At 67.1% G+C, this 17,771-nt stretch carries 17 protein-coding genes; 8 read left to right on the top strand and 9 right to left on the bottom strand.

Annotated elements, in window-relative coordinates; translation table 11 throughout:
- Nucleotides 1–96: 96 nt before the first annotated feature.
- Together Y590_RS00835 and Y590_RS00840 are read left to right on the top strand one after the other, a co-directional pair.
- Nucleotides 97–750: a pyridoxamine 5'-phosphate oxidase family protein gene (locus Y590_RS00835; RefSeq protein ID WP_060768233.1), complete on the top strand. Its 654-nt coding sequence runs from the start codon at nucleotides 97–99 to the stop codon at nucleotides 748–750.
- A 63-nt stretch (nucleotides 751–813) separates the two neighbouring features.
- On the top strand, nucleotides 814–1,686 hold the full coding sequence (locus tag Y590_RS00840; RefSeq protein WP_286161831.1) for a class I SAM-dependent methyltransferase: 873 nt from the start codon (nucleotides 814–816) through the stop codon (nucleotides 1,684–1,686).
- Nucleotides 1,687–1,756: 70 nt separating this feature from the next.
- Here Y590_RS00840 and ccrA read toward each other — a convergent pair whose 3' ends face one another.
- Complete coding sequence (ccrA, locus tag Y590_RS00845; RefSeq protein ID WP_060768235.1) at nucleotides 1,757–3,055, bottom strand: crotonyl-CoA carboxylase/reductase; 1,299 nt, start codon at nucleotides 3,053–3,055, stop codon at nucleotides 1,757–1,759.
- Between the two features lie 180 nt (nucleotides 3,056–3,235).
- Nucleotides 3,236–4,708: a catalase gene (locus Y590_RS00850; protein WP_060768236.1), complete on the bottom strand. Its 1,473-nt coding sequence runs from the start codon at nucleotides 4,706–4,708 to the stop codon at nucleotides 3,236–3,238.
- Nucleotides 4,709–5,074: 366 nt separating this feature from the next.
- On the opposite strand from Y590_RS00850, the gene Y590_RS00855 reads away from it, so the two are divergent.
- Nucleotides 5,075–7,141, top strand: a complete 2,067-nt coding sequence (locus Y590_RS00855) for a methylmalonyl-CoA mutase family protein (RefSeq protein WP_060768237.1) — start codon at nucleotides 5,075–5,077, stop codon at nucleotides 7,139–7,141.
- Between the two features lie 109 nt (nucleotides 7,142–7,250).
- Here the strand turns inward: Y590_RS00855 and Y590_RS00860 are convergent, their stop codons facing one another.
- Together Y590_RS00860 and Y590_RS00865 are read right to left on the bottom strand one after the other, a co-directional pair.
- Nucleotides 7,251–7,499 (bottom strand): DUF2490 domain-containing protein, encoded by a 249-nt coding sequence (locus Y590_RS00860; RefSeq protein WP_286161832.1) that lies wholly within the window; start codon nucleotides 7,497–7,499, stop codon nucleotides 7,251–7,253.
- Nucleotides 7,500–7,775: 276 nt separating this feature from the next.
- On the bottom strand, nucleotides 7,776–8,522 hold the full coding sequence (locus Y590_RS00865) for a glucose 1-dehydrogenase (RefSeq protein WP_060768238.1): 747 nt from the start codon (nucleotides 8,520–8,522) through the stop codon (nucleotides 7,776–7,778).
- Nucleotides 8,523–8,630: 108 nt separating this feature from the next.
- Between Y590_RS00865 and Y590_RS00870 the strand changes: the two genes are divergently transcribed.
- Entirely contained in the window at nucleotides 8,631–8,960 is a 330-nt protein-coding gene (locus tag Y590_RS00870; RefSeq protein WP_060768239.1) for an ArsR/SmtB family transcription factor, read from the top strand.
- A gap of 152 nt (nucleotides 8,961–9,112) precedes the next feature.
- A complete protein-coding gene (gene trpS / locus Y590_RS00875; RefSeq protein WP_060768240.1) occupies nucleotides 9,113–10,174 on the top strand; it encodes a tryptophan--tRNA ligase in 1,062 nt (353 codons plus the stop codon).
- 13 nt (nucleotides 10,175–10,187) lie between these two features.
- Here the strand turns inward: trpS and Y590_RS26900 are convergent, their stop codons facing one another.
- Nucleotides 10,188–10,361, bottom strand: coding sequence for a hypothetical protein (locus Y590_RS26900; protein WP_003597291.1), 174 nt, complete (start codon nucleotides 10,359–10,361; stop codon nucleotides 10,188–10,190).
- A 160-nt stretch (nucleotides 10,362–10,521) separates the two neighbouring features.
- Here Y590_RS26900 and leuD point away from each other — a divergent pair, with 160 nt between their 5' ends.
- Nucleotides 10,522–11,127, top strand: a complete 606-nt coding sequence (gene leuD / locus Y590_RS00880) for a 3-isopropylmalate dehydratase small subunit (RefSeq protein ID WP_012252105.1) — start codon at nucleotides 10,522–10,524, stop codon at nucleotides 11,125–11,127.
- Between the two features lie 59 nt (nucleotides 11,128–11,186).
- Here the strand turns inward: leuD and Y590_RS00885 are convergent, their stop codons facing one another.
- Both Y590_RS00885 and meaB read right to left on the bottom strand, forming a co-directional pair.
- Nucleotides 11,187–11,804, bottom strand: coding sequence for a pyroglutamyl-peptidase I (locus Y590_RS00885; RefSeq protein ID WP_060768241.1), 618 nt, complete (start codon nucleotides 11,802–11,804; stop codon nucleotides 11,187–11,189).
- Nucleotides 11,801–12,790 carry a methylmalonyl Co-A mutase-associated GTPase MeaB gene (gene meaB, locus Y590_RS00890; protein ID WP_060768242.1) on the bottom strand — a complete coding sequence of 330 codons (990 nt, stop codon included), beginning with the start codon at nucleotides 12,788–12,790 and terminating at the stop codon, nucleotides 11,801–11,803. Before meaB ends, Y590_RS00885 begins: the two co-directional genes overlap by 4 nt.
- Before the next feature lie 146 nt (nucleotides 12,791–12,936).
- Between meaB and Y590_RS00895 the strand changes: the two genes are divergently transcribed.
- Both Y590_RS00895 and Y590_RS00900 read left to right on the top strand, forming a co-directional pair.
- Nucleotides 12,937–13,971: an alpha/beta hydrolase gene (locus Y590_RS00895; RefSeq protein ID WP_060768243.1), complete on the top strand. Its 1,035-nt coding sequence runs from the start codon at nucleotides 12,937–12,939 to the stop codon at nucleotides 13,969–13,971.
- 185 nt (nucleotides 13,972–14,156) lie between these two features.
- Complete coding sequence (locus Y590_RS00900; RefSeq protein WP_060768244.1) at nucleotides 14,157–14,504, top strand: hypothetical protein; 348 nt, start codon at nucleotides 14,157–14,159, stop codon at nucleotides 14,502–14,504.
- Between the two features lie 108 nt (nucleotides 14,505–14,612).
- Here the strand turns inward: Y590_RS00900 and Y590_RS00905 are convergent, their stop codons facing one another.
- Nucleotides 14,613–16,493 (bottom strand): S9 family peptidase, encoded by a 1,881-nt coding sequence (locus Y590_RS00905; protein ID WP_060768245.1) that lies wholly within the window; start codon nucleotides 16,491–16,493, stop codon nucleotides 14,613–14,615.
- Nucleotides 16,494–16,561: 68 nt separating this feature from the next.
- A complete protein-coding gene (locus tag Y590_RS00910; RefSeq protein ID WP_060772096.1) occupies nucleotides 16,562–17,479 on the bottom strand; it encodes a L,D-transpeptidase in 918 nt (305 codons plus the stop codon).
- Nucleotides 17,480–17,771 lie beyond the last annotated feature (292 nt).

Genomic DNA, 17,771 nt, shown 5'->3' on the forward strand with positions numbered 1-17,771 from the left:
TGACCGGCCTTTTTCGCGGCCCCGTTTGCGGCATTGGATCTTTGCCTTAAACGCTCCCCGAGGAGGCCCGAGCAACGGGCCCCGGAGGAGACGCAGATGGCATCGCTCTACTCGGAGGCGCACCGCGCCCTCCAGGAGGAATTCGGCACCACCAAGCTCGCCGTGCGCCTCGACGAGGATTGGGTGCACGAGACGATCCAACCCGACGAGGCCGCCTTCATCGCCTCGCGCGATATGTTCTTCCTCTCGACCGCCGATCCCGACGGCATGCCGACCGTTTCCTACAAGGGCGGCCCGACCGGCTTCGTGAAGGTGGTCGACGGCTCGACGCTGGTCTTCCCCGGCTTCGACGGCAACGGGATGTTCTACTCGATGGGCAACATCGCGGGGCAGGCCAAGATCGGCCTCCTGTTCATCGACTTCGAGACGCCGCACCGCATCCGGGTTCAGGGTCACGCCTCGCTGCTGCGCGACGATCCGCTGATGGCCGAGTACACGGAGGCGAAGTATCTCGTGCGGATCGATGTGACAAAGATCTGGATCAACTGCCCGCGCTACATCCATAAGTACAAGAAGCTCGAGCAGAACAAGTATGTCCCCCGCCCCGGCCGCGAGACGCCGCTCGCGGCCTGGAAGCGGCTCGACCTCGCCGGTGACGTCATCAGCGACGAGGACAAGGCGCGCGTCGCCAAGGAAGGCCGGCTCGAAGTCCCCGAATATGAGGCCCTCGTCGCCCGCGGCGAGGCCTGAGCCCGACCAGCGTCATCCCTCGCGCTCGTTCGACCCGGCCGGCTTTACGAGCCGCGCCGGGTCGTGCTTCGTGCGCGCGACCTCGAACAGCACGACGGGCCGCATCTCGGCATGACGCTTCTCAAACGAACGCTGCACAATCATCCGCAGATCAAGCGCGCACTCAAGTCCGTCGCCAAATCGGCCGGCTTGTTTCGTGACAGCCCGGCCAATGATTTCTATCGCGATCTGGCCGAGGTGAAGACGCGGGGCGACGACGCCTTCTCGAAGCTGTTCTACGGCTATGACGGCGACCACCTGATCAACAAGTGGAACCACTTCCTGCCGATCTACAGCCGGCTGTTCGCGCCCTTCCGCGACGGCAGGCCGGACGGCCGACCGCTGCGCTTTCTCGAGATCGGCGTGTACGAGGGAGGCTCCCTCGACCTCTGGCGTCGCTTCTTCGGACCGAGCGCCATCCTCTACGGCATCGATGTCGATCCGCGCTGCGCGGTGTTCGACGGTCACGCCGCGCAGGTCCGTATCGGCTCGCAGGCCGACCCCGCCTTCCTTCGGTCTGTGGTCGAGGAGATGGGCGGCGTCGATGTCGTCCTGGACGACGGCAGCCACGTCGCGAGCCACCAGCGGGTGAGCTTCGAGACGCTGTTTCCGCTCCTGGCGCAGGACGGTCTCTACGTCGCTGAAGACCTGCACACATCGTACTGGCGTGACTACGAGGGCGGCTATCGCCGCCGGGGCACGTTCCTCGAGATGACGAAGGCGTTCATCGACGACATGCACGCTTGGTATCACGACCGGGGCGCGCAGGAGATCGGCCGGAGCATCGGCGCGATCCACGTCTACGACAGCATCGTCGCTTTCGAGAAGGGCGGCGGCGAACGACCGTTCCACACCACGATCGGCACACCGCAACGACCGATCGACCGGGTGCGCTGACGCGTCGAAACGAGAACGCCCGCGCCTCCAAGCGGAAGCGCGGGCGTTCCTTTCGGTCGGATCGAACGGCTTACATCGCCTTGAGCGGACCGGCCTCGATCACGTCCTCGACCGTGCGCAGACCCGCGCGCGTCGCGTTGACGAGCACCGCCATGTTGCCCGGCGGGTGCTGGTTCTTCCACATCTTGGTGTGCGCCGCCGGGATCTTGTCCCAGGGGAACACCTCGCTCATGCAGGGATCGACCCGCCGGTCCATCACGAACTGGTTGGCGGCCGAGGCCTGCTTGAGGTGGGCGAAGTGCGAGCCCTGAACGCGCTTCTGCCGCATCCAGACGTAGCGGGCGTCGAAGGTGATGTTGAAGCCTGTGGTGCCGGCGCAGAACACGATCATGCCGCCGCGCTTGGCCACCAGAGTCGAGACCGGGAAGGTCTGCTCACCGGGGTGCTCGAAGACGATGTCGACGTCGTTGCCCTTGCCGGTGATGTCCCAGATCGCCTTGCCGAACTTCCGGGCCTCCTTGAGCCAGGTGTTGTATTCAGGGCTGTTGACCGTGGGGAGCTGCCCCCAGCAGGCGAAGTCCTTGCGGTTGATGACGCCCTTGGCACCGAGGCTCATCACGTAGTCGCGCTTCGACTCGTCCGAGATCACGGCGATCGCGTTGGCGCCCGAAGCCGCGCAGAGCTGGACACCGAACACGCCGAGGCCACCGGAGGCGCCCCAGATCAGCACGTTCTGGCCCGGACGAACGGTGTGCGGCGCGTGGCCGAACAGCATGCGGTAGGCGGTGGCCAGCGTCAGCGTGTAGCAGGCCGCCTCCTCCCAGGTCAGGTGCTTGGGGCGGGCCATGAGCTGGCGCGACTGCACCCGGCAGAACTGCGCGAACGAACCGTCGCCGGTCTCGTAACCCCAGATCCGCTGGGTCGGCGAGAACATCGGGTCGCCGCCGTTGCACTCCTCGTCGTCGCCGTCGTCCTGGTTGCAGTGGACGATGACCTCATCGCCGACCTTCCAGCGCTTCACCTTGGCGCCGACCTTCCAGACGATGCCCGACGCGTCCGAGCCGGCGATGTGGTACTCGCCCTTGTGCACGTCGAAGGGCGAGATCGGCTCGCCGAGGCCGGCCCAGACACCGTTGTAGTTCACGCCTGCAGCCATGACGTAGACGAGCACCTCGTCGTCGCCGATCTCCCAAACGGGCAGCACTTCAAGTTGGTGCGACTGCTCCGGCGGCCCGTGGCGCTCGCGGCGGATCGCCCAGGCATACATCTTGGCAGGCACGTGGCCGAGCGGGGGGATCTCGCCGAGCTCGTAAAGGTCCTTGGCTTCCGCCGTCTGCCCGGTCCAGGCCGGTGCTGCGCTTGCAGCCATCGTGGCACTCCCTGTCTATCCTGGCACGCGCGTGACGAACCGCGCGACCTTGGCCGACGCTATAAGCACGATGTTTCCGGCCTTCCAAGTGGCCTAAAAGGCAAGGCTTTGGCACATCCGCACAAAAAAGAGGCACCGACCGAAGCCGGTGCCCCTGTATTCAAAATAACGTTGAGATGACTACTCGGCGGCGGCCCTCGCGGTGTCGATGCCGAGCCCTTGCGCGACGCCGCGCCCGAAATCCTCGTGCACCTTGAACCAGTGAGCGATCATCCGCTCCTGAATGTTGCGCGGGCTGTCACCCATGGAGGTGACGATGTTTTCGACGAGCCGCTTGCGGCCGCCCTCGTCGAGCACCTTGGTCCAGAACAGCTTGGGCTGGCCGTAGAGATCCTCGTCGTCGCCCGGCCATCCGTAGCGGCCGGCATCACCCCGAATCCGCAGCGGCGGCTCGCTGAAGGACGGGTCCTGTTTCGGACCGCCGAAAGAGTTCGGCTCGTAATCGACCTGAGCGCCGTGATTGCCGTCGGTGCGCATGGCGCCGTCGCGGTGATAGGTCTGAACGTCAGCCTTCTTCGCTTGGTTCACGGGGATCTGCTGGTAGTTCACGCCGAGCCGGTAGCGGTGCGCGTCGGCATAGGACAGCACCCGGTTCTGCAGCATCTTGTCCGGCGAGAAGCCGATACCGGGCACCACGTTCGAGGGCTCGAAGGCGGATTGCTCGATCTCGGCGAAGTAGTTCTCGGGATTGCGGTTCAGCTCCATCTCGCCGATCTCGATCAGCGGATAGTCGCTGTGCGGCCAGACCTTGGTGAGGTCGAACGGGTTGATGCGGTAGGTGTCGGCGTCCATCTCCGGCATGAGTTGGACGGAGACCTTCCATTTCGGGAAGTCGCCTTTTTCGATAGCGTTGGAGAGATCGGCGGAGGAGTAGTCCGGATCCTTGCCCGCCACCTCATCGGCCTCATCGGCCGAGAAGTTCTGGATGCCCTGCTTGGTGTGGAAGTGGAACTTCACCCAGTGGCGCTCGCCCCGGTCGTTCCACAGCGAGAAGGTGTGCGAGCCGTAACCGTTCATGAAGCGCGCCGATTTCGGCGTGCCCCGATCCGAATACAGGAACATCACCTGATGGATCGCCTCCGGCGACAGGCTCCAGAAATCCCAGCGGCGCCAGTGCGGCTTGAGGTGGGTGCGCGGATCGCGCTTCTGGGTGCGGATGAAGTCCGAGAACTTGATCGCGTCGCGCACGAAGAAGATCGGCGTGTTGTTGCCGACGAGATCCCAGTTGCCCTCCTCCGTGTAGAACTTGAGGGCGAAGCCGCGCGGGTCGCGCGCGGTGTCGGCCGAACCGGACTCGCCGCCGACGGTCGAGAAGCGGGCGACCATCGGCACATCCTTGCCGATTTCGGTCAGAACCTTGGCGCGGGTGAACTCGGACAGACTCTTGGTGAGCCGGAACGTGCCGTAGGCGCCGTAGCCCTTGGCGTGCACCACTCGCTCCGGGATCCGCTCCCGGTTGAAGTGGGCCATCTTCTCGATGAGATGGTAGTCTTGCATCAACACCGGGCCGCGCGGGCCGGCGGTGAGCGAATTCTGGTTGTCGGAAATCGGGTTTCCGAAAGCTGTGGTCAGGCGCGGGCCCTGGTCTGCCATCGCATGTTTCTCCTTGTCGATGCCTCTGCGGGCGGGCGTCGCAACCAGCTTTACGCCGTGCGAACGTTGCCGCCCCAACGCGCGAGGCCGAACTTGGAGCCATTCGATTCTGCAACGATACGGAGCATCTGTCGCCGTACGGTCGAGAGATCGCTGCAAATTGAACGGCGCGGAGGGCTCGCATTGTGTCGGGAGCCGGCGGCCCAACGACAAATCCGCTTCACCACCACATCAAGTTTTTCCAGGGCTTGAGGCACGCACCCTCGACCTTTCTCCCAGATGACGCGACGCGGCGGCTTCGCTACGGTGCCGGCCAACGGCCGCGCATCGAGGCGCGCGATCGCATCGGACAGGGAGTCGAGTGGGATGAGCGCGCAAGCGAGCGTCGCCGAGGTCAAGCGCGACAAGCCGTGGATCATCCGCACCTATGCGGGGCATTCCACGGCGGCGGAGTCGAACAAGCTCTATCGCGGTAACCTCGCCAAGGGTCAGACCGGCCTCTCGGTCGCCTTCGATCTTCCCACGCAGACCGGCTACGACCCGGATCACGAACTCGCCCGCGGCGAGGTCGGCAAGGTCGGCGTCTCGATCGCGCATCTCGGCGACATGCGGGCCCTGTTCGACCAGATCCCGCTGGCGCAGATGAACACCTCGATGACGATCAACGCCACGGCGCCGTGGCTGTTGTCGCTCTATCTCGCGGTCGCCGAGGAGCAGGGCGCGCCGCTCGCGGCACTCCAGGGCACCACGCAGAACGACATTATCAAGGAATATCTCTCGCGCGGCACCTACGTGTTTCCGCCCGCGCCCTCGCTTCGGCTCACCAAGGACGTGATCCTGTTCACGACCAAAAACGTGCCCAAGTGGAACCCGATGAACGTCTGCTCCTACCATCTGCAGGAGGCGGGGGCGACGCCGGTTCAGGAACTGTCCTACGCGCTGGCCATCGCCATCGCCGTGCTCGACACGGTGCGCGACGATCCCGATTTCGACGAGGCCAGCTTCTCCGATGTCTTCAGCCGGATCTCGTTCTTCGTGAACGCCGGCATGCGGTTCGTCACCGAGATCTGCAAGATGCGGGCATTCGCCGAGCTGTGGGACGAGATCGCCCAGGAGCGCTACGGCATCACCGACGCCAAGAAGCGGATTTTCCGCTACGGCGTGCAGGTCAACAGCCTCGGACTGACGGAGCAGCAGCCCGAGAACAACGTCCACCGCATCCTCATCGAGATGCTGGCGGTGACACTCTCGAAGCGCGCCCGCGCCCGCGCGGTGCAGCTTCCGGCCTGGAACGAGGCGCTCGGCCTGCCGCGCCCGTGGGACCAGCAATGGTCGATGCGGATGCAGCAGATCCTCGCCTTCGAGACCGACCTGCTGGAATACGACGACATCTTCGACGGCTCGACGGTGATCGAGGCCCGCGTCGAGGCGCTCAAGGAGCAGACCCGGGCCGAGCTGACGCGCATCGCCGAGATCGGCGGAGCGGTCACGGCGGTGGAGGCGGGCGAACTCAAGCGGGCGCTGGTCGAGTCGAATGCCCGGCGCATCTCGGCGATCGAGAAGGGCGAGCAGATCGTCGTCGGCGTCAACAAGTGGCAGCAGGGCGAACCCTCGCCGCTGACGGCCGGGGACGGCGCGATCTTCACCGTCTCGGAGACGGTGGAGATGGAGGCCGAAGCCCGCATCCGCGAGTGGCGCTCCAAGCGCGACGACCGCGCGGTCGGCCAAGCGCTCGCGGATCTGGAACAGGCCGCGCGCTCGGGCACCAACATCATGCCACCCTCCATCGCCGCCGCGAAAGCGGGCGTGACGACCGGCGAGTGGGGCCAGCGCCTGCGCGAGGTATTCGGCGAGTACCGCGCTCCGACGGGCGTGACACTGCAGACCGTCACCTCCGGGGCGGCGGAGGATGCCCGCCTGCTCATCGCCGATCTCGGCGAACGGCTCGGCGAGACGCCCCGTCTCGTCGTCGGCAAGCCGGGCCTCGACGGCCACTCCAACGGTGCCGAGCAGATCGCGCTGCGCGCCCGCGACGTCGGCTTCGACGTGACCTATGACGGCATCCGCCAGACGCCGACCGAGATCGTCGCCAAGGCGAAGGAACGCGGCGCCCACGTCATCGGCCTCTCGGTGCTGTCGGGCAGCCACGTCCCACTGGTGCGCGAGGTGAAGGCCAAGCTGCGCGAGGCCGGGCTCGATCACGTGCCGGTCGTCGTCGGCGGCATCATTTCGACCGAGGACGAGCTGGTGCTCAAGAACATGGGCGTCACCGCCGTCTACACGCCGAAGGACTACGAACTCGACAAGATCATGGTCGGGCTCGCCAAGGTGGTGGAGCGGGCGCTCGACAAGCGGGCCGCCGACCGAGCGGATACGGAGGCCGGCGTGCCGGGCGCACCGAAGCGGAACGAGGGCGGGGCGCAGGTCTTCTGAGGTCCGCCGCGTTTGACCAGGAGCGGTGCCGAACGGATCGTCACCGCTCCCCTGGATCGATGTCCGCGATCCTCGCCGAGCCGGCGTCGACCGCGATGCGGGGAGCCTCTCAGTATCGAACGAAAAGATTGAGCGACAGGATGTGATCCAGCTCGATCCCGCTGGCCTGCGTCCGAGCCATCTGGTTCAGGTAGCCGATCTCGACCGTCGATTTCCCACCAATCGGCAGCTCGAGGCCGATGAAGGCCCGGACGCGGTCGAAGCCGGCTCGAGCACCCCAATCCGTGTCGTTCAAGGCGACGAAAAGCTCTGTCCAACCGACGGCCGGGACACCACCCCACTCTTGCGGCAGGAGCATCGCCCCTCGTCGGCTCAGGGCGTCAAGACTAGAATGTGATTGTCCGCTCTCCAAGCCTAACGTCAAGCTCACCGCGGGGTCGCATGCGACATGAGCCGCGAACGGGCTTGGGTCGAGACCGTTTTCGACGCGACGCACCCACTGACGAGGCTGCCGCCTTCCGCAGGAATCGTTGAAACGACGCGGGCCGACAATGATCGAACATGACCGGCCCGCCTCCTTCACAGCTTCTTCCTGCACCCACTTCGCGTGGGTGCGAGATAGAAACGCAGCGCCTTAGCGAACGCCGCCGCTGGCGTTGATCACTTCACCGGTCACCCAGCGGGCATCGTCGGAGGCAAGGAACGCGACGACCCCGGCGATGTCGTCCGGTCGGCCGGATCGGCCGAGCGGTGTCTGTGCGACGAGGCCGGCCTCCATCTCCGAGCCGGCGATACCGGCGGTGTGGGTGCCCTCGGTCACGACGTAGCCGGGGCTGACGACGTTGACCCGGATCGCGCGCGGGGCCAACTCGTTAGCAAGGACGCCCGAGATCGCGTTCACGGCCCCCTTGGTCGCGCTATAGACTGCACTCGTCGGCATCAGCACGTCGGTGATGACGGAGGAGATGTTGATGATGCTTCCGCCTTCCCCCAGGTGTTTCGATGCCGCCTGGGTTGCGAGCAGAACACCGAGCACGTTGACGTCGAAGAGGCGGCGGTAGTGCTCTTCGGTTACTTCCTCGATCGCCGCGAATTCGTAGACGCCGGAATTGTTCACCAGCACGTCGAGCCGGCCGAACTGCTGCACCGCCGCCTCGACCAAGTCCCGCGCCTGCGCGGCCTGCGAGACATCGGCCTGGACCGCGACGGCCCTGCCGCCGGCGGCCGTGATCGCATCGACGACGGCATCCGCGCCGGCCTTGCTCGATGCATAATTGACGACGACGGCCGCGCCATCCTTCGCCAATGCCTTTGCGATGGCGGCACCGATCCCCTTGGACGCGCCGGTCACGACCGCGACCTTGCCCTCAAGCTTTGACATCTGTGCTAACCCTTTGACATGGGCCGGCGCCGATACGGCCACCTCAGTCCCATAGTTCGGGATTTCGGAACTATCGAAGCAAGGTTCAAGCCCCCATATGGATGAATCATGAGGCCCCTGTTTCACCCAGCGATCGAGGACGTCCAGCCGGAGGCGATCCTCCACGCCCTGTCCGATCCGCGCCGGGCGGCCATCTTTGCCCGGATCACGAAGGCGGGGTGCGTGGAAGCGTGCTCGGCCCTCTCATCGGTAGGCGATCAGGTGATCCCGAAATCGTCGCTGTCCAGCCACTTCAAGGTGCTGCGCGAGGCCGGCTTGATCCGCTGCGAGCGCCACGGCGTCGAGATGCGCAACCACTCGCGCTGCGCGGAAGTGGAGGCACGGTTCCCCGGTCTGCTCTCCGCGATCATGAATGCCTACGCGGCGCGGGCGTCGTGATCGCTCACGGATGACGAGGCTGCGGGACGGGGGGGCGCCCGAGCGCGGCCCATCCTGCTTGACCGGCCGCCGCTGCGGGTGCCAGAAACCGCCGCTTCAAGCGGGATGCGAGATCGCCTCGACCCGGACCTTCTTTCCAGGGACCCGCGCCGATGGCCGCGTTCACCGAACTCGTGTTCTCCGGCGTCCAGCCGACCGGGAACTTGCACCTCGGCAACTATCTCGGCGCCATCAAGCGCTTCGTCGAGATGCAGGAGCGCGACGCGCAGTGCCTCTATTGCGTGGTCGATCTCCACGCGATCACGATGTGGCAGGACCCGGAGGCGCTCAAGGGCCAGATCCGCGAAGTGACGGCCGCCTTCCTCGCCGCCGGCATCGATCCGAAGCGTTCCATCGTCTTCAATCAGTCCCAGGTGCCGCAGCACGCGGAACTCGCCTGGATCTTCAACTGCGTCGCCCGCCTCGGCTGGCTCAATCGCATGACGCAGTTCAAGGACAAGGCCGGCAAGGACCGGGAAAATGCCTCCATCGGTCTCTACGATTACCCCGTGCTGATGGCTGCCGACATCCTCGCCTATCGTGCCACGCATGTGCCCGTGGGCGAGGATCAGAAGCAGCACCTCGAACTGACCCGCGACATCGCGCAGAAGTTCAACAACGACTTCGGGGGGTCGATCCTGGCGCATGGCCACGGCGAACAGTTCTTCCCGATCACTGAACCGCTGATCGGCGGGCCGGCAGCGCGCGTGATGTCCCTCCGCGACGGCACCAAGAAGATGTCGAAGTCGGACCCATCCGAATACTCGCGCATCGCGCTCACCGACGACGCCGACGCCATCGCCCAGAAGGTGCGCAAGGCCAAGACCGATCCGGAGCCTCTCCCCTCGGAGGTCGCGGGCTTGGCCGGCCGGCCGGAGGCCGACAACCTCGTCGGAATCTTCGCGGCGCTGCGCGGCATCACCCGCGAAGAGGTGCTGGCGGATTTCGGCGGCGCGCAGTTCTCCAGCTTCAAGCCGGCTCTGGTCGATCTCGCCGTCGAGACGCTGGCGCCGATCGGTGCCGAGATGAAGCGGCTCGTCGCCGATCCGGCCTATATCGATTCCGTTCTCGGAGACGGCGCGAGCCGGGCCGAGGCGATCGCGGCGCCGACCTTGGATGCGGTCAAGGACATCGTCGGCTTCGTCCGGCGCGGGCCGGCGCTCAGGACGGTTTAGGGGCGTCGCGCCGTCACCGCCGGGGCTCGTCCTTGCGCAGGTGGCGGCCATAGGCCTGCTCCTTTTCCTCCCGCTCCTTGATCAGGTCGGCATAGGCTTGGCGCATCTCGGGGGAAACGCTCACGCTCTTGCCCTTGGCGGGTTTGCGCTTGGGCGCCTTCTTGAAAGTGTCTGACGTGTCGGCCATCGGTCTCGCTATCCCCCTTCGCGACCCATCTTATCATAACGCAAGCGCAATGCCGGCTGAAACGGAGCGGCTACCGGCGAAGCGCGTGGACTGCTAAAGACCGGCGGACCGAGGCCGGAGGCTCTGTACCCGGCAGCCGACGACGATTTCGAGAAGACCCATGGAAAAGTTCACGACCCTGGAGGGCGTCGCCGCGCCCATGCGGATCATCAACATCGATACCGACCGCATCATCCCCAAGCAGTATCTCAAGACGATCAAGCGCACCGGGCTCGGCCAGGGCCTTTTCTCGGAGATGCGCTACAACGACGACGGCTCGGAGAATCCCGATTTCGTCCTCAACCAGCCGGCCTACCGCCACGCCAAGACCCTGGTGGTCGGCGACAATTTCGGCTGCGGCTCCTCGCGCGAGCACGCGCCCTGGGCGCTGGCCGATTTCGGCATCCGCTGCGTCATCTCCACCAGCTTCGCCGATATCTTCTTCAACAACTGCGCCAAGAACGGCATCCTCGCGATCGTCGTCTCGCCGGAGGATCTGGAAAAGCTGTTCCAAGACGCGGAGCGCGGCGCCAATGCGACGCTGACGATCGATTTGGCGGCGCAGACCATCAAGGGCCCGGACGGCGGCACCCTGCATTTCGATATCGACGAGGGCCGCAAGCACAACCTGCTCAACGGCCTCGACGAGATCGGCCTGACCCTCGACCAGAAGGCTCCGGCAATCGACGCCTACGAGGCGAAGCTCGCCCAGCGCGAATGGGCCTGAGAACGGAATAGAGCATCGTCCTTTTCCGACGGCCGGCAACCACCTTTCGGGACGATGCTCTAAGGCTGCGCCCTGCCCCGCAAGGCGAGCACCCGGGCCGCTCCGATCAAGGCTCCGGTCCATCGATCGAGCGCGGGCCGGCGGCCTCCGCCGGCCTTCGGACGCTGGGTGCGCGGCGGCATCGGGATGTGCACGAAAACCGCCGGGCACCCCGTCGCCAGAACCCGATAATACGAGGCGTTGCACAGGTAGCGTCCGGCATCACGTGAAGCGGCGGCATCGAGGCCGGCGCGCTTCAGGGCGACCTGCACCTGCGCCGCCGCCCCGCTCCATCGCTGCGCCGGTCCATCCGGCTCGAACGCGAGCGATTTCCCCACCGTCCCACCCGCATCGGGAAACAACCGGCTGACCCGGTTGACCGCCCGCATCTCGATGCAGACGCGGGACCGGCGCGCGGCGACGCCAATCATCAGCACGGCACGCGGCCGCCTCGCCAGAACCGGAGCGAGTTGCGTGTCGAGGGCGTCGTAGCGCGTATCGAGCACGACGCAGTCCGGCGCGTAGCCGAGCCGGCGGCGCAGATGCGGCGAGGCCGCCAGACGCCGGGCGAGGCGCCCGCTCGGGTTGTCGGGCACGGTCGGGAACGGGCCGAAGCCCGTGATGAGCAGACGGCTCACAATCCGATCAGGGTAGCGATTGTATCGGCCCCCGCGGCGGGCGAGTGTTCGCCGCCCGCGACCGCCCGCTCCGCCGCGGCGGTGGCCTGCCGCACCTCGGCGCTCCCGACGAGGCGCTGGTGCAGCCGCTCGTGGACGAGAGCCCACATCCACTTGACGTCCTGCTCGCGGCGCTTGCCCGCGATCTCGCCGGTGGCGGTGAGCTTAGCGCGGTGATCCTCGATCCGGCTCCAGAGGGAATCGAGCCCCTTGCCGTGCAGGCCCGAGATCGTGACCACCGGCGGCGTCCAAGTGGCGGAGGGCGGTGTCAGGATGTGGAGCGCGGCGCGGTATTCGGAGGCCGCCGCACTCGCCCGCCGCTCGCCGTCGCCATCGTCGGCCTTGTTGACCGCGATCATGTCGGCGAGTTCGAGAATGCCCTTCTTGATGCCCTGAAGCTCGTCGCCAGCGCCCGGCAGCATCAGCACGAGGAAGAAGTCGGTGAGGTCGGCCACCGCCGTCTCCGACTGGCCGACGCCGACGGTCTCGACCAGAATCACGTCGAAGCCGGCCGCCTCGCACAGGAGCATGGTCTCGCGGGTCTTGGCCGCGACGCCGCCGAGCGTGCCCGAGGAGGGCGAGGGCCGGATGAAGGCGTTGCGGTCGATGGCGAGCCGCGCCATCCGCGTCTTGTCGCCGAGGATCGAGCCGCCGGTGCGGGTCGAGGACGGATCGACGGCGAGCACCGCCACCTTGTGGCCCGCCGCGGTCAGGAGCGAGCCGAGCGCGTCGATGGTGGTGGACTTGCCGACGCCCGGCACGCCGGTGATGCCCACGCGGATCGCCCGCCCCGTATGCGGCAGCACCGCGTCGATGAGGTCACGCACCGCCGCCCGGTGATCGGCCCGGCGCGACTCGGCAAGCGTGATGGCGCGGGCGAGCGCCGCCCGGTCGCCGGCCAGAAGCCGCTCGCGGAGTGTGTCCATGTCGGGAAGGGTCGCGCTCATGGCCCCTTCATGCCGGGGCTGCGGGCGGGCGTCGAGTGCCCAAAATCCCAATCGTGCCCCGCCACGGTCAAGATCCTGCGCGAAGGAGGAGCGCCCAGCGCCGGCTTGCCACCGGAGCGGGATTCCTCGGGGACTCGAAACCGCTCATGCAGCCCTCCGACGCGACCCGCCGCTCTCTCCTGCGCCTCATGGGGTTGGCTGGCGTGGCCGGACTCTCCCCTGCCCTGTCGGCCTGCGTCATGGACGGGCTTGCCACCGGCACCGTCGGCGAAACGCAGTCGGCGCTCGACGTGAGCCCGGTGCTCCTCATCGCCACCACCCGTCGCCCCGCTGCCGGCAATCCGCCGAAGGCGCCGTTCTTCGGCTCGGAGCGCGGCCGGGGCCTGAGCTTTGCAGAGGCGCGCATGACCGCGCCGGACCGCTCGCTGATCGGTAAGGTTTCGGCGGTGGTGGGCGGTGATTGGGGCGTCCGCTCCGTCGGCGACGTCACGACGGGGTCGGGCGCGGCGGCGGCCTTCGCCCAATCCGCCTTCGGCCGCGACGTGCTGATCTACGTCCATGGCTACCGCGAAAGCTTCGAATCGGCTGCGGTCAGCGCCGCCCGCCTCTCCGACGGCATCCGCTTCAACGGCGCCTCGGCCCTGTTCACATGGCCCTCCGCCGCGGCGACCTTCGATTACGGCTACGACCGCGAGAGCGCGCTGTGGTCCCGCGACGCGTTCGAGGACCTCCTGAAGACCGTGGCGACCACGCCGAGCGGCGGGCGCATCCACATCGTCGCCCACTCGATGGGCACGCTCCTCACGCTGGAGACTTTGCGCATGCTGCGGGCGGAGGCCGGCGAGGCGGCGGTCGCCCGGATCGGCGCAGTGGTGCTTGCCGCCCCGGACATCGACATCGACCTGTTTGCCAACGGCGTCGAGCGCCTGGGCCCGGACGCCAAGCGCATCACCGTCATCTCGGCGACGAACGACCGCGCACTCGAACTGTCGGGCGCCATTGCCGGCGGTGTCGTCCGCGCCGGCGCCGCCGACCGGGAGCGCCTGGAGGCTTTGGGCGTACGCGTGGCCGATGCCTCGGATTACGGCGGCGGCCTCTTCAACCACGATCTGTTCCTGTCGAACCGCGAGGTTCAAGCCGTCGTGAAGCGGGCCGTCTCGCGGGGCAGCAGCGGCACCTGAGGCAAAAGCAGGCGCGTCGATTGTCGCTTTGCGGCGATTGCCCTGAACGCGTGGCTTTCGCCCATCGACGAATCCGACCCCGGCGTCCTACAAGCGCCGCCGAACCCGGCCAGTCCGGTCCGGGTTTCCCGCGCAGCGCCGCCTGTCGGCCCGCGGCTCTTTCCCCTCTTTCGAGGACAGTCCCGATGTTCACGCTCGAGATCGACGGCAAGGCGATCGCGGTCATCAACGGCGACGAGGCGACCGCCCGCGACCTGTTCACCTGCGACGGCTTCAAGGAAGACATCCGCACGATGACGATCGACGGCCAGCCGATCTGGAACGGCACGTCGGACCTGATCGTACGCAAGGCCAATGAGGACGAGATCGAAGAGTTCGAGGACGCGCTCGCCGCCGATGACGGCGAGGGCGATTTCGAGCCCGACGCACAGCACGATGCGAAAGGCGACGGCTCCGACGACGAGGACGAGGCCGACATCGTCTTCCTCGTGGACATCGACGACGAGGACGAGGATCAGACGCTCGACGCCTGACGGAACGCGGATTTCCACCTCAACAAACGCCATGCCGGCGAAGGCCGCCGGCATGGCCCTGCATGATCGGGAGGCGCGCCGCCGGCCCTTTCTGAACCGGCGGCGGGATTAGCCTTCCCGCACCACCTGCATCGACGTCCCGGCCGATTCGTCCTCGCGGATCGGCTCGCAGCGCCCGCCGAGATGGCGCGCCAGGAACTCCTCAGCGCGGGCGAAGAAGGCGAGCCGGTTGGCCGGGCGCACGAGGCCGTGGCCCTCGTCCGGAAACAGCAGGTACGTCACCGGGATGCCGCCGCGCTCCATCGCCGCGACCATCTGATCGGATTCGGCTTGGCGGACCCGCGGATCGTTGGCGCCCTGCACGATCAAGAGCGGCGCCTTGATCCGGTCGGCGAAGGTGACCGGGGAGCGCTCGCGGATCAGCGCCATGCCCTCCTCGGTATCGGGATTGCCGATGGCGCGGTGGAGCTGCGCCCGCATCGCCTCCCAATAGGGCGGGATCGTCCGCACCAAAGTTTCGAGGTTGGCCGGGCCGACGAGGTCGATGCCGCAGGCGTACGATCCCGGATTACGGGTCAGCGCCATCAGCGTGGCATAGCCGCCGTAGCTGCCGCCCATGATCGCGACGCGAGCGGGATCGGACACACCTTGCGCCACCGCCCAGGCGACGGCGTCGCTGAGGTCGTCGTCCATCCGCCGGCCCCATTCGCGGTCGCCCGCATTGAGGAAGGCTTTCCCGAAGCCGGTCGAGGAGCGGAAGTTGACGCTGAGCGCGGCATAGCCGCGGTTGGCCAGCCATTGATGGATGCCGTCGAAGCCGAAGCTGTCGCGCGCCCACGGGCCACCATGGACGAGCAGCACCAGCGGGCCGGGGCCCTGCGCGTCGAGCGGGCGGCTGAGATACGAGACGAGATCGAGGCCGTCACGGGAGCGGATAATCGCCGGGCTCATCGGGGCGAGCGGCGCACCCTCCAGCTCCGGCCGGGCGCTGCCGAGCGAGCGCAGCGTCTTCGCCCGTCGGTCGTAGATCGCAGCCTCGCCGACGCGGGTGTCGGCGCGGGCCACCACGATCCAGAGCGTATCGTCCTCGGTGCGGCTCGCCGGATACCAGTCGCCGAGCCCCTGCGTTTCGAGGAAGGCGAAGTCGTCGGTCAAGCGCGGGTCGAGCACGTGCCAGGATTTGCGGGCATGGGTGACCGAGTAGGCGACCGGCTCGTGCGTCTCGGCATCCTGCAGCACCGCGCCGATATCCGCCTCCTCGTGCGCGGCGAGCACGCGGGTCTCGCCGGTGGCGAGATCGATGCGGGTGAGTGCGGCGGTGTTGCGCCCGCGGCTGTCGCGGCAGAACAGGGCGGTGCCGGCGGCGTCGAGATTCTCCGCGCCGGAGACGCGGGCATCCTCCGGCGGGAAGGTGAGCCACGGCTTCCAGTTCGCACCGTCGGGGGCGATCAACTGGCTCGAACCGTCCGGAAGGTTGCGAAAGGCGAAGCGCACGGCGTAGCGCTCGTCGATCAGGAAGCCGGCGAAGCCCGGATTCTCGATCACGAGGCTGCGCTCGCCGGTGGCGAGATCGACGCTGTGGAGATCATGAAAGCGCGGGTCGCGGTCGTTGATCGCGACGAGCACGCGGTCGCGCACGATGCGGCTCAAGCCCACGATCGCCGCGGCAATGCCGGGGATCGGCGTCAGGTCGCGCCGTACGCCCGTGGTGAGATCCACGGCGTAGAGGTGGTTGTTCTCGTCGCCGTCCGCGTCCTGCACGTAGAGCAGGTGGCGCCCGTCATAGGCGAAGGCGTAGGCGTCGATGCCGCGGCGGCGGTCGGCCGTGACGGGCACGGCCGCATCGAGGTCGTCGACCAGCGCCGACCAGATGTTGAGCACGCTCTCATGGGGCGCCACCCAACCGAGCCGGCGCCCGTCGGGGCTGATCTGATGACCGTAGCGCGTCGGGTTACCGAAGAGATGCGCGCGCGGGATCAGATCGACCATGATGCTTCCTCGTTTCGGGCGCCCTTCGTCCGAAGGCGGGCGGACCGTGAGAGGAAACTATCGCGGGATCAGCCGAGCACCACCACCTTCGCGCCGACTTCGACGCGGTTGAACAGGTCGATGGCGTCCTGATTGATCATGCGGATGCAGCCGGACGACACGCTCTTGCCGATGGAGTGCGGCTCCAGCGTGCCGTGGATGCGGAACAGCGTGTCCTTGTTGTTCTGCCAGAGGTACATGGCCCGGGCGCCGAGCGGGTTGCGGCTGCCGCCGGGGACGCCGAGACCGCTCTGGAGCTTGTCGACCTCGCGGGCGAGGTCCGGCCGGCGGGCGATCATCTCCTTGGGCGGATACCAATCCGGCCAGGCCTGCTTCGAGTTGACGGTGGCGCTGCCCGACCACGAGAAGCCCTGCTTGCCCACGCCGACGCCGTAACGCCGCGCCCGGCCGTTCGGCAGGACGAGGTAGAGGAAGTGCGCCTTGGGATCGACGACGATGGTGCCCGGAGCCTCGTTCGTGCGGAAATCGACCTCCTGGCGCAGGTAGACCGGATCGAACTTCTTGTAAGGGATCGCCTGGACCGGGAACGGCTCGTTGGCGATCGCCGCGTAGGCCCGCGTGTAATCGATCGGGCCGCTATCGGGCTCCTGCGGCGGCACCGGATAACCGGCCTGCTGCTGGCGCGGCGTCTGGTTCGGCGCCTCGGCGGCCGGCGGCTCGCCCGTGCGCTCGGCCCGGCGACGGGCATAGGCCTCGGCGTCGAGATCCGTCTGCGAATCCGGCACCGGCCGTCCGTTGCTCACCCGGCCGTTATAGGGAACGTATTGCCCGCCCCGGCGGCGGTAGAGTTGGCCGGCGCTGTCCTGATAGAGACGGTCGTCATCGAAGCCCTCGAAACTCTGGGCGAGGACGCGCGCCGGAAGGCTCGCGAGCCCGAGGCTCGTCACGGCTCCGAGAAGAAGCTTACGGCGGTTCTGAACTGACATGGATCGCTCGATCGAATAGGCCGGGCCGGGAAACGTCTCCGGAATACGGGAAACGGTCACGATCATCCGGGCCGGCTGAACTGCCCCGCTTGCTCCCTAGCAAGGAAGCGGCCTGGCGTCAGGGCCGAACGCAACCGTCACGCCTCTTGCACCGGCAAGTGTGCGAACATTGTGTCCGAAAGGTTACACGCACGGCCGCCATGCGCGGAATGAGGAGCTTTAACGATTTCGTAAAAAAGGTGCGGATTCCGGGGCGAATTGTGGCGGGCGGCAATTGCATTGGCCGAGCCGA

Origin of the sequence: Methylobacterium sp. AMS5, assembly GCF_001542815.1 — a bacterium.
In the GTDB taxonomy this organism is placed as follows: domain Bacteria; phylum Pseudomonadota; class Alphaproteobacteria; order Rhizobiales; family Beijerinckiaceae; genus Methylobacterium.

Bases quoted from the DNA above. Each gene is read 5' to 3' on its own strand.
- Y590_RS00835 (WP_060768233.1), top strand. From the start codon at position 97: ATGGCATCGCTCTACTCGGAGGCGCACCGCGCCCTCCAGGAGGAATTC.
- ccrA (WP_060768235.1), bottom strand. From the start codon at position 3,055: ATGGCTGCAAGCGCAGCACCGGCCTGGACCGGGCAGACGGCGGAAGCC.
- Y590_RS00850 (WP_060768236.1), bottom strand. From the start codon at position 4,708: ATGGCAGACCAGGGCCCGCGCCTGACCACAGCTTTCGGAAACCCGATT.
- Y590_RS00855 (WP_060768237.1), top strand. From the start codon at position 5,075: ATGAGCGCGCAAGCGAGCGTCGCCGAGGTCAAGCGCGACAAGCCGTGG.
- Y590_RS00860 (WP_286161832.1), bottom strand. From the start codon at position 7,499: ATGCTCCTGCCGCAAGAGTGGGGTGGTGTCCCGGCCGTCGGTTGGACA.
- Y590_RS00865 (WP_060768238.1), bottom strand. From the start codon at position 8,522: ATGTCAAAGCTTGAGGGCAAGGTCGCGGTCGTGACCGGCGCGTCCAAG.
- Y590_RS00870 (WP_060768239.1), top strand. From the start codon at position 8,631: ATGAGGCCCCTGTTTCACCCAGCGATCGAGGACGTCCAGCCGGAGGCG.
- trpS (WP_060768240.1), top strand. From the start codon at position 9,113: ATGGCCGCGTTCACCGAACTCGTGTTCTCCGGCGTCCAGCCGACCGGG.
- Y590_RS26900 (WP_003597291.1), bottom strand. From the start codon at position 10,361: ATGGCCGACACGTCAGACACTTTCAAGAAGGCGCCCAAGCGCAAACCC.
- leuD (WP_012252105.1), top strand. From the start codon at position 10,522: ATGGAAAAGTTCACGACCCTGGAGGGCGTCGCCGCGCCCATGCGGATC.
- meaB (WP_060768242.1), bottom strand. From the start codon at position 12,790: ATGAGCGCGACCCTTCCCGACATGGACACACTCCGCGAGCGGCTTCTG.
- Y590_RS00895 (WP_060768243.1), top strand. From the start codon at position 12,937: ATGCAGCCCTCCGACGCGACCCGCCGCTCTCTCCTGCGCCTCATGGGG.
- Y590_RS00900 (WP_060768244.1), top strand. From the start codon at position 14,157: ATGTTCACGCTCGAGATCGACGGCAAGGCGATCGCGGTCATCAACGGC.
- Y590_RS00905 (WP_060768245.1), bottom strand. From the start codon at position 16,493: ATGGTCGATCTGATCCCGCGCGCGCATCTCTTCGGTAACCCGACGCGC.
- Y590_RS00910 (WP_060772096.1), bottom strand. From the start codon at position 17,479: ATGTCAGTTCAGAACCGCCGTAAGCTTCTTCTCGGAGCCGTGACGAGC.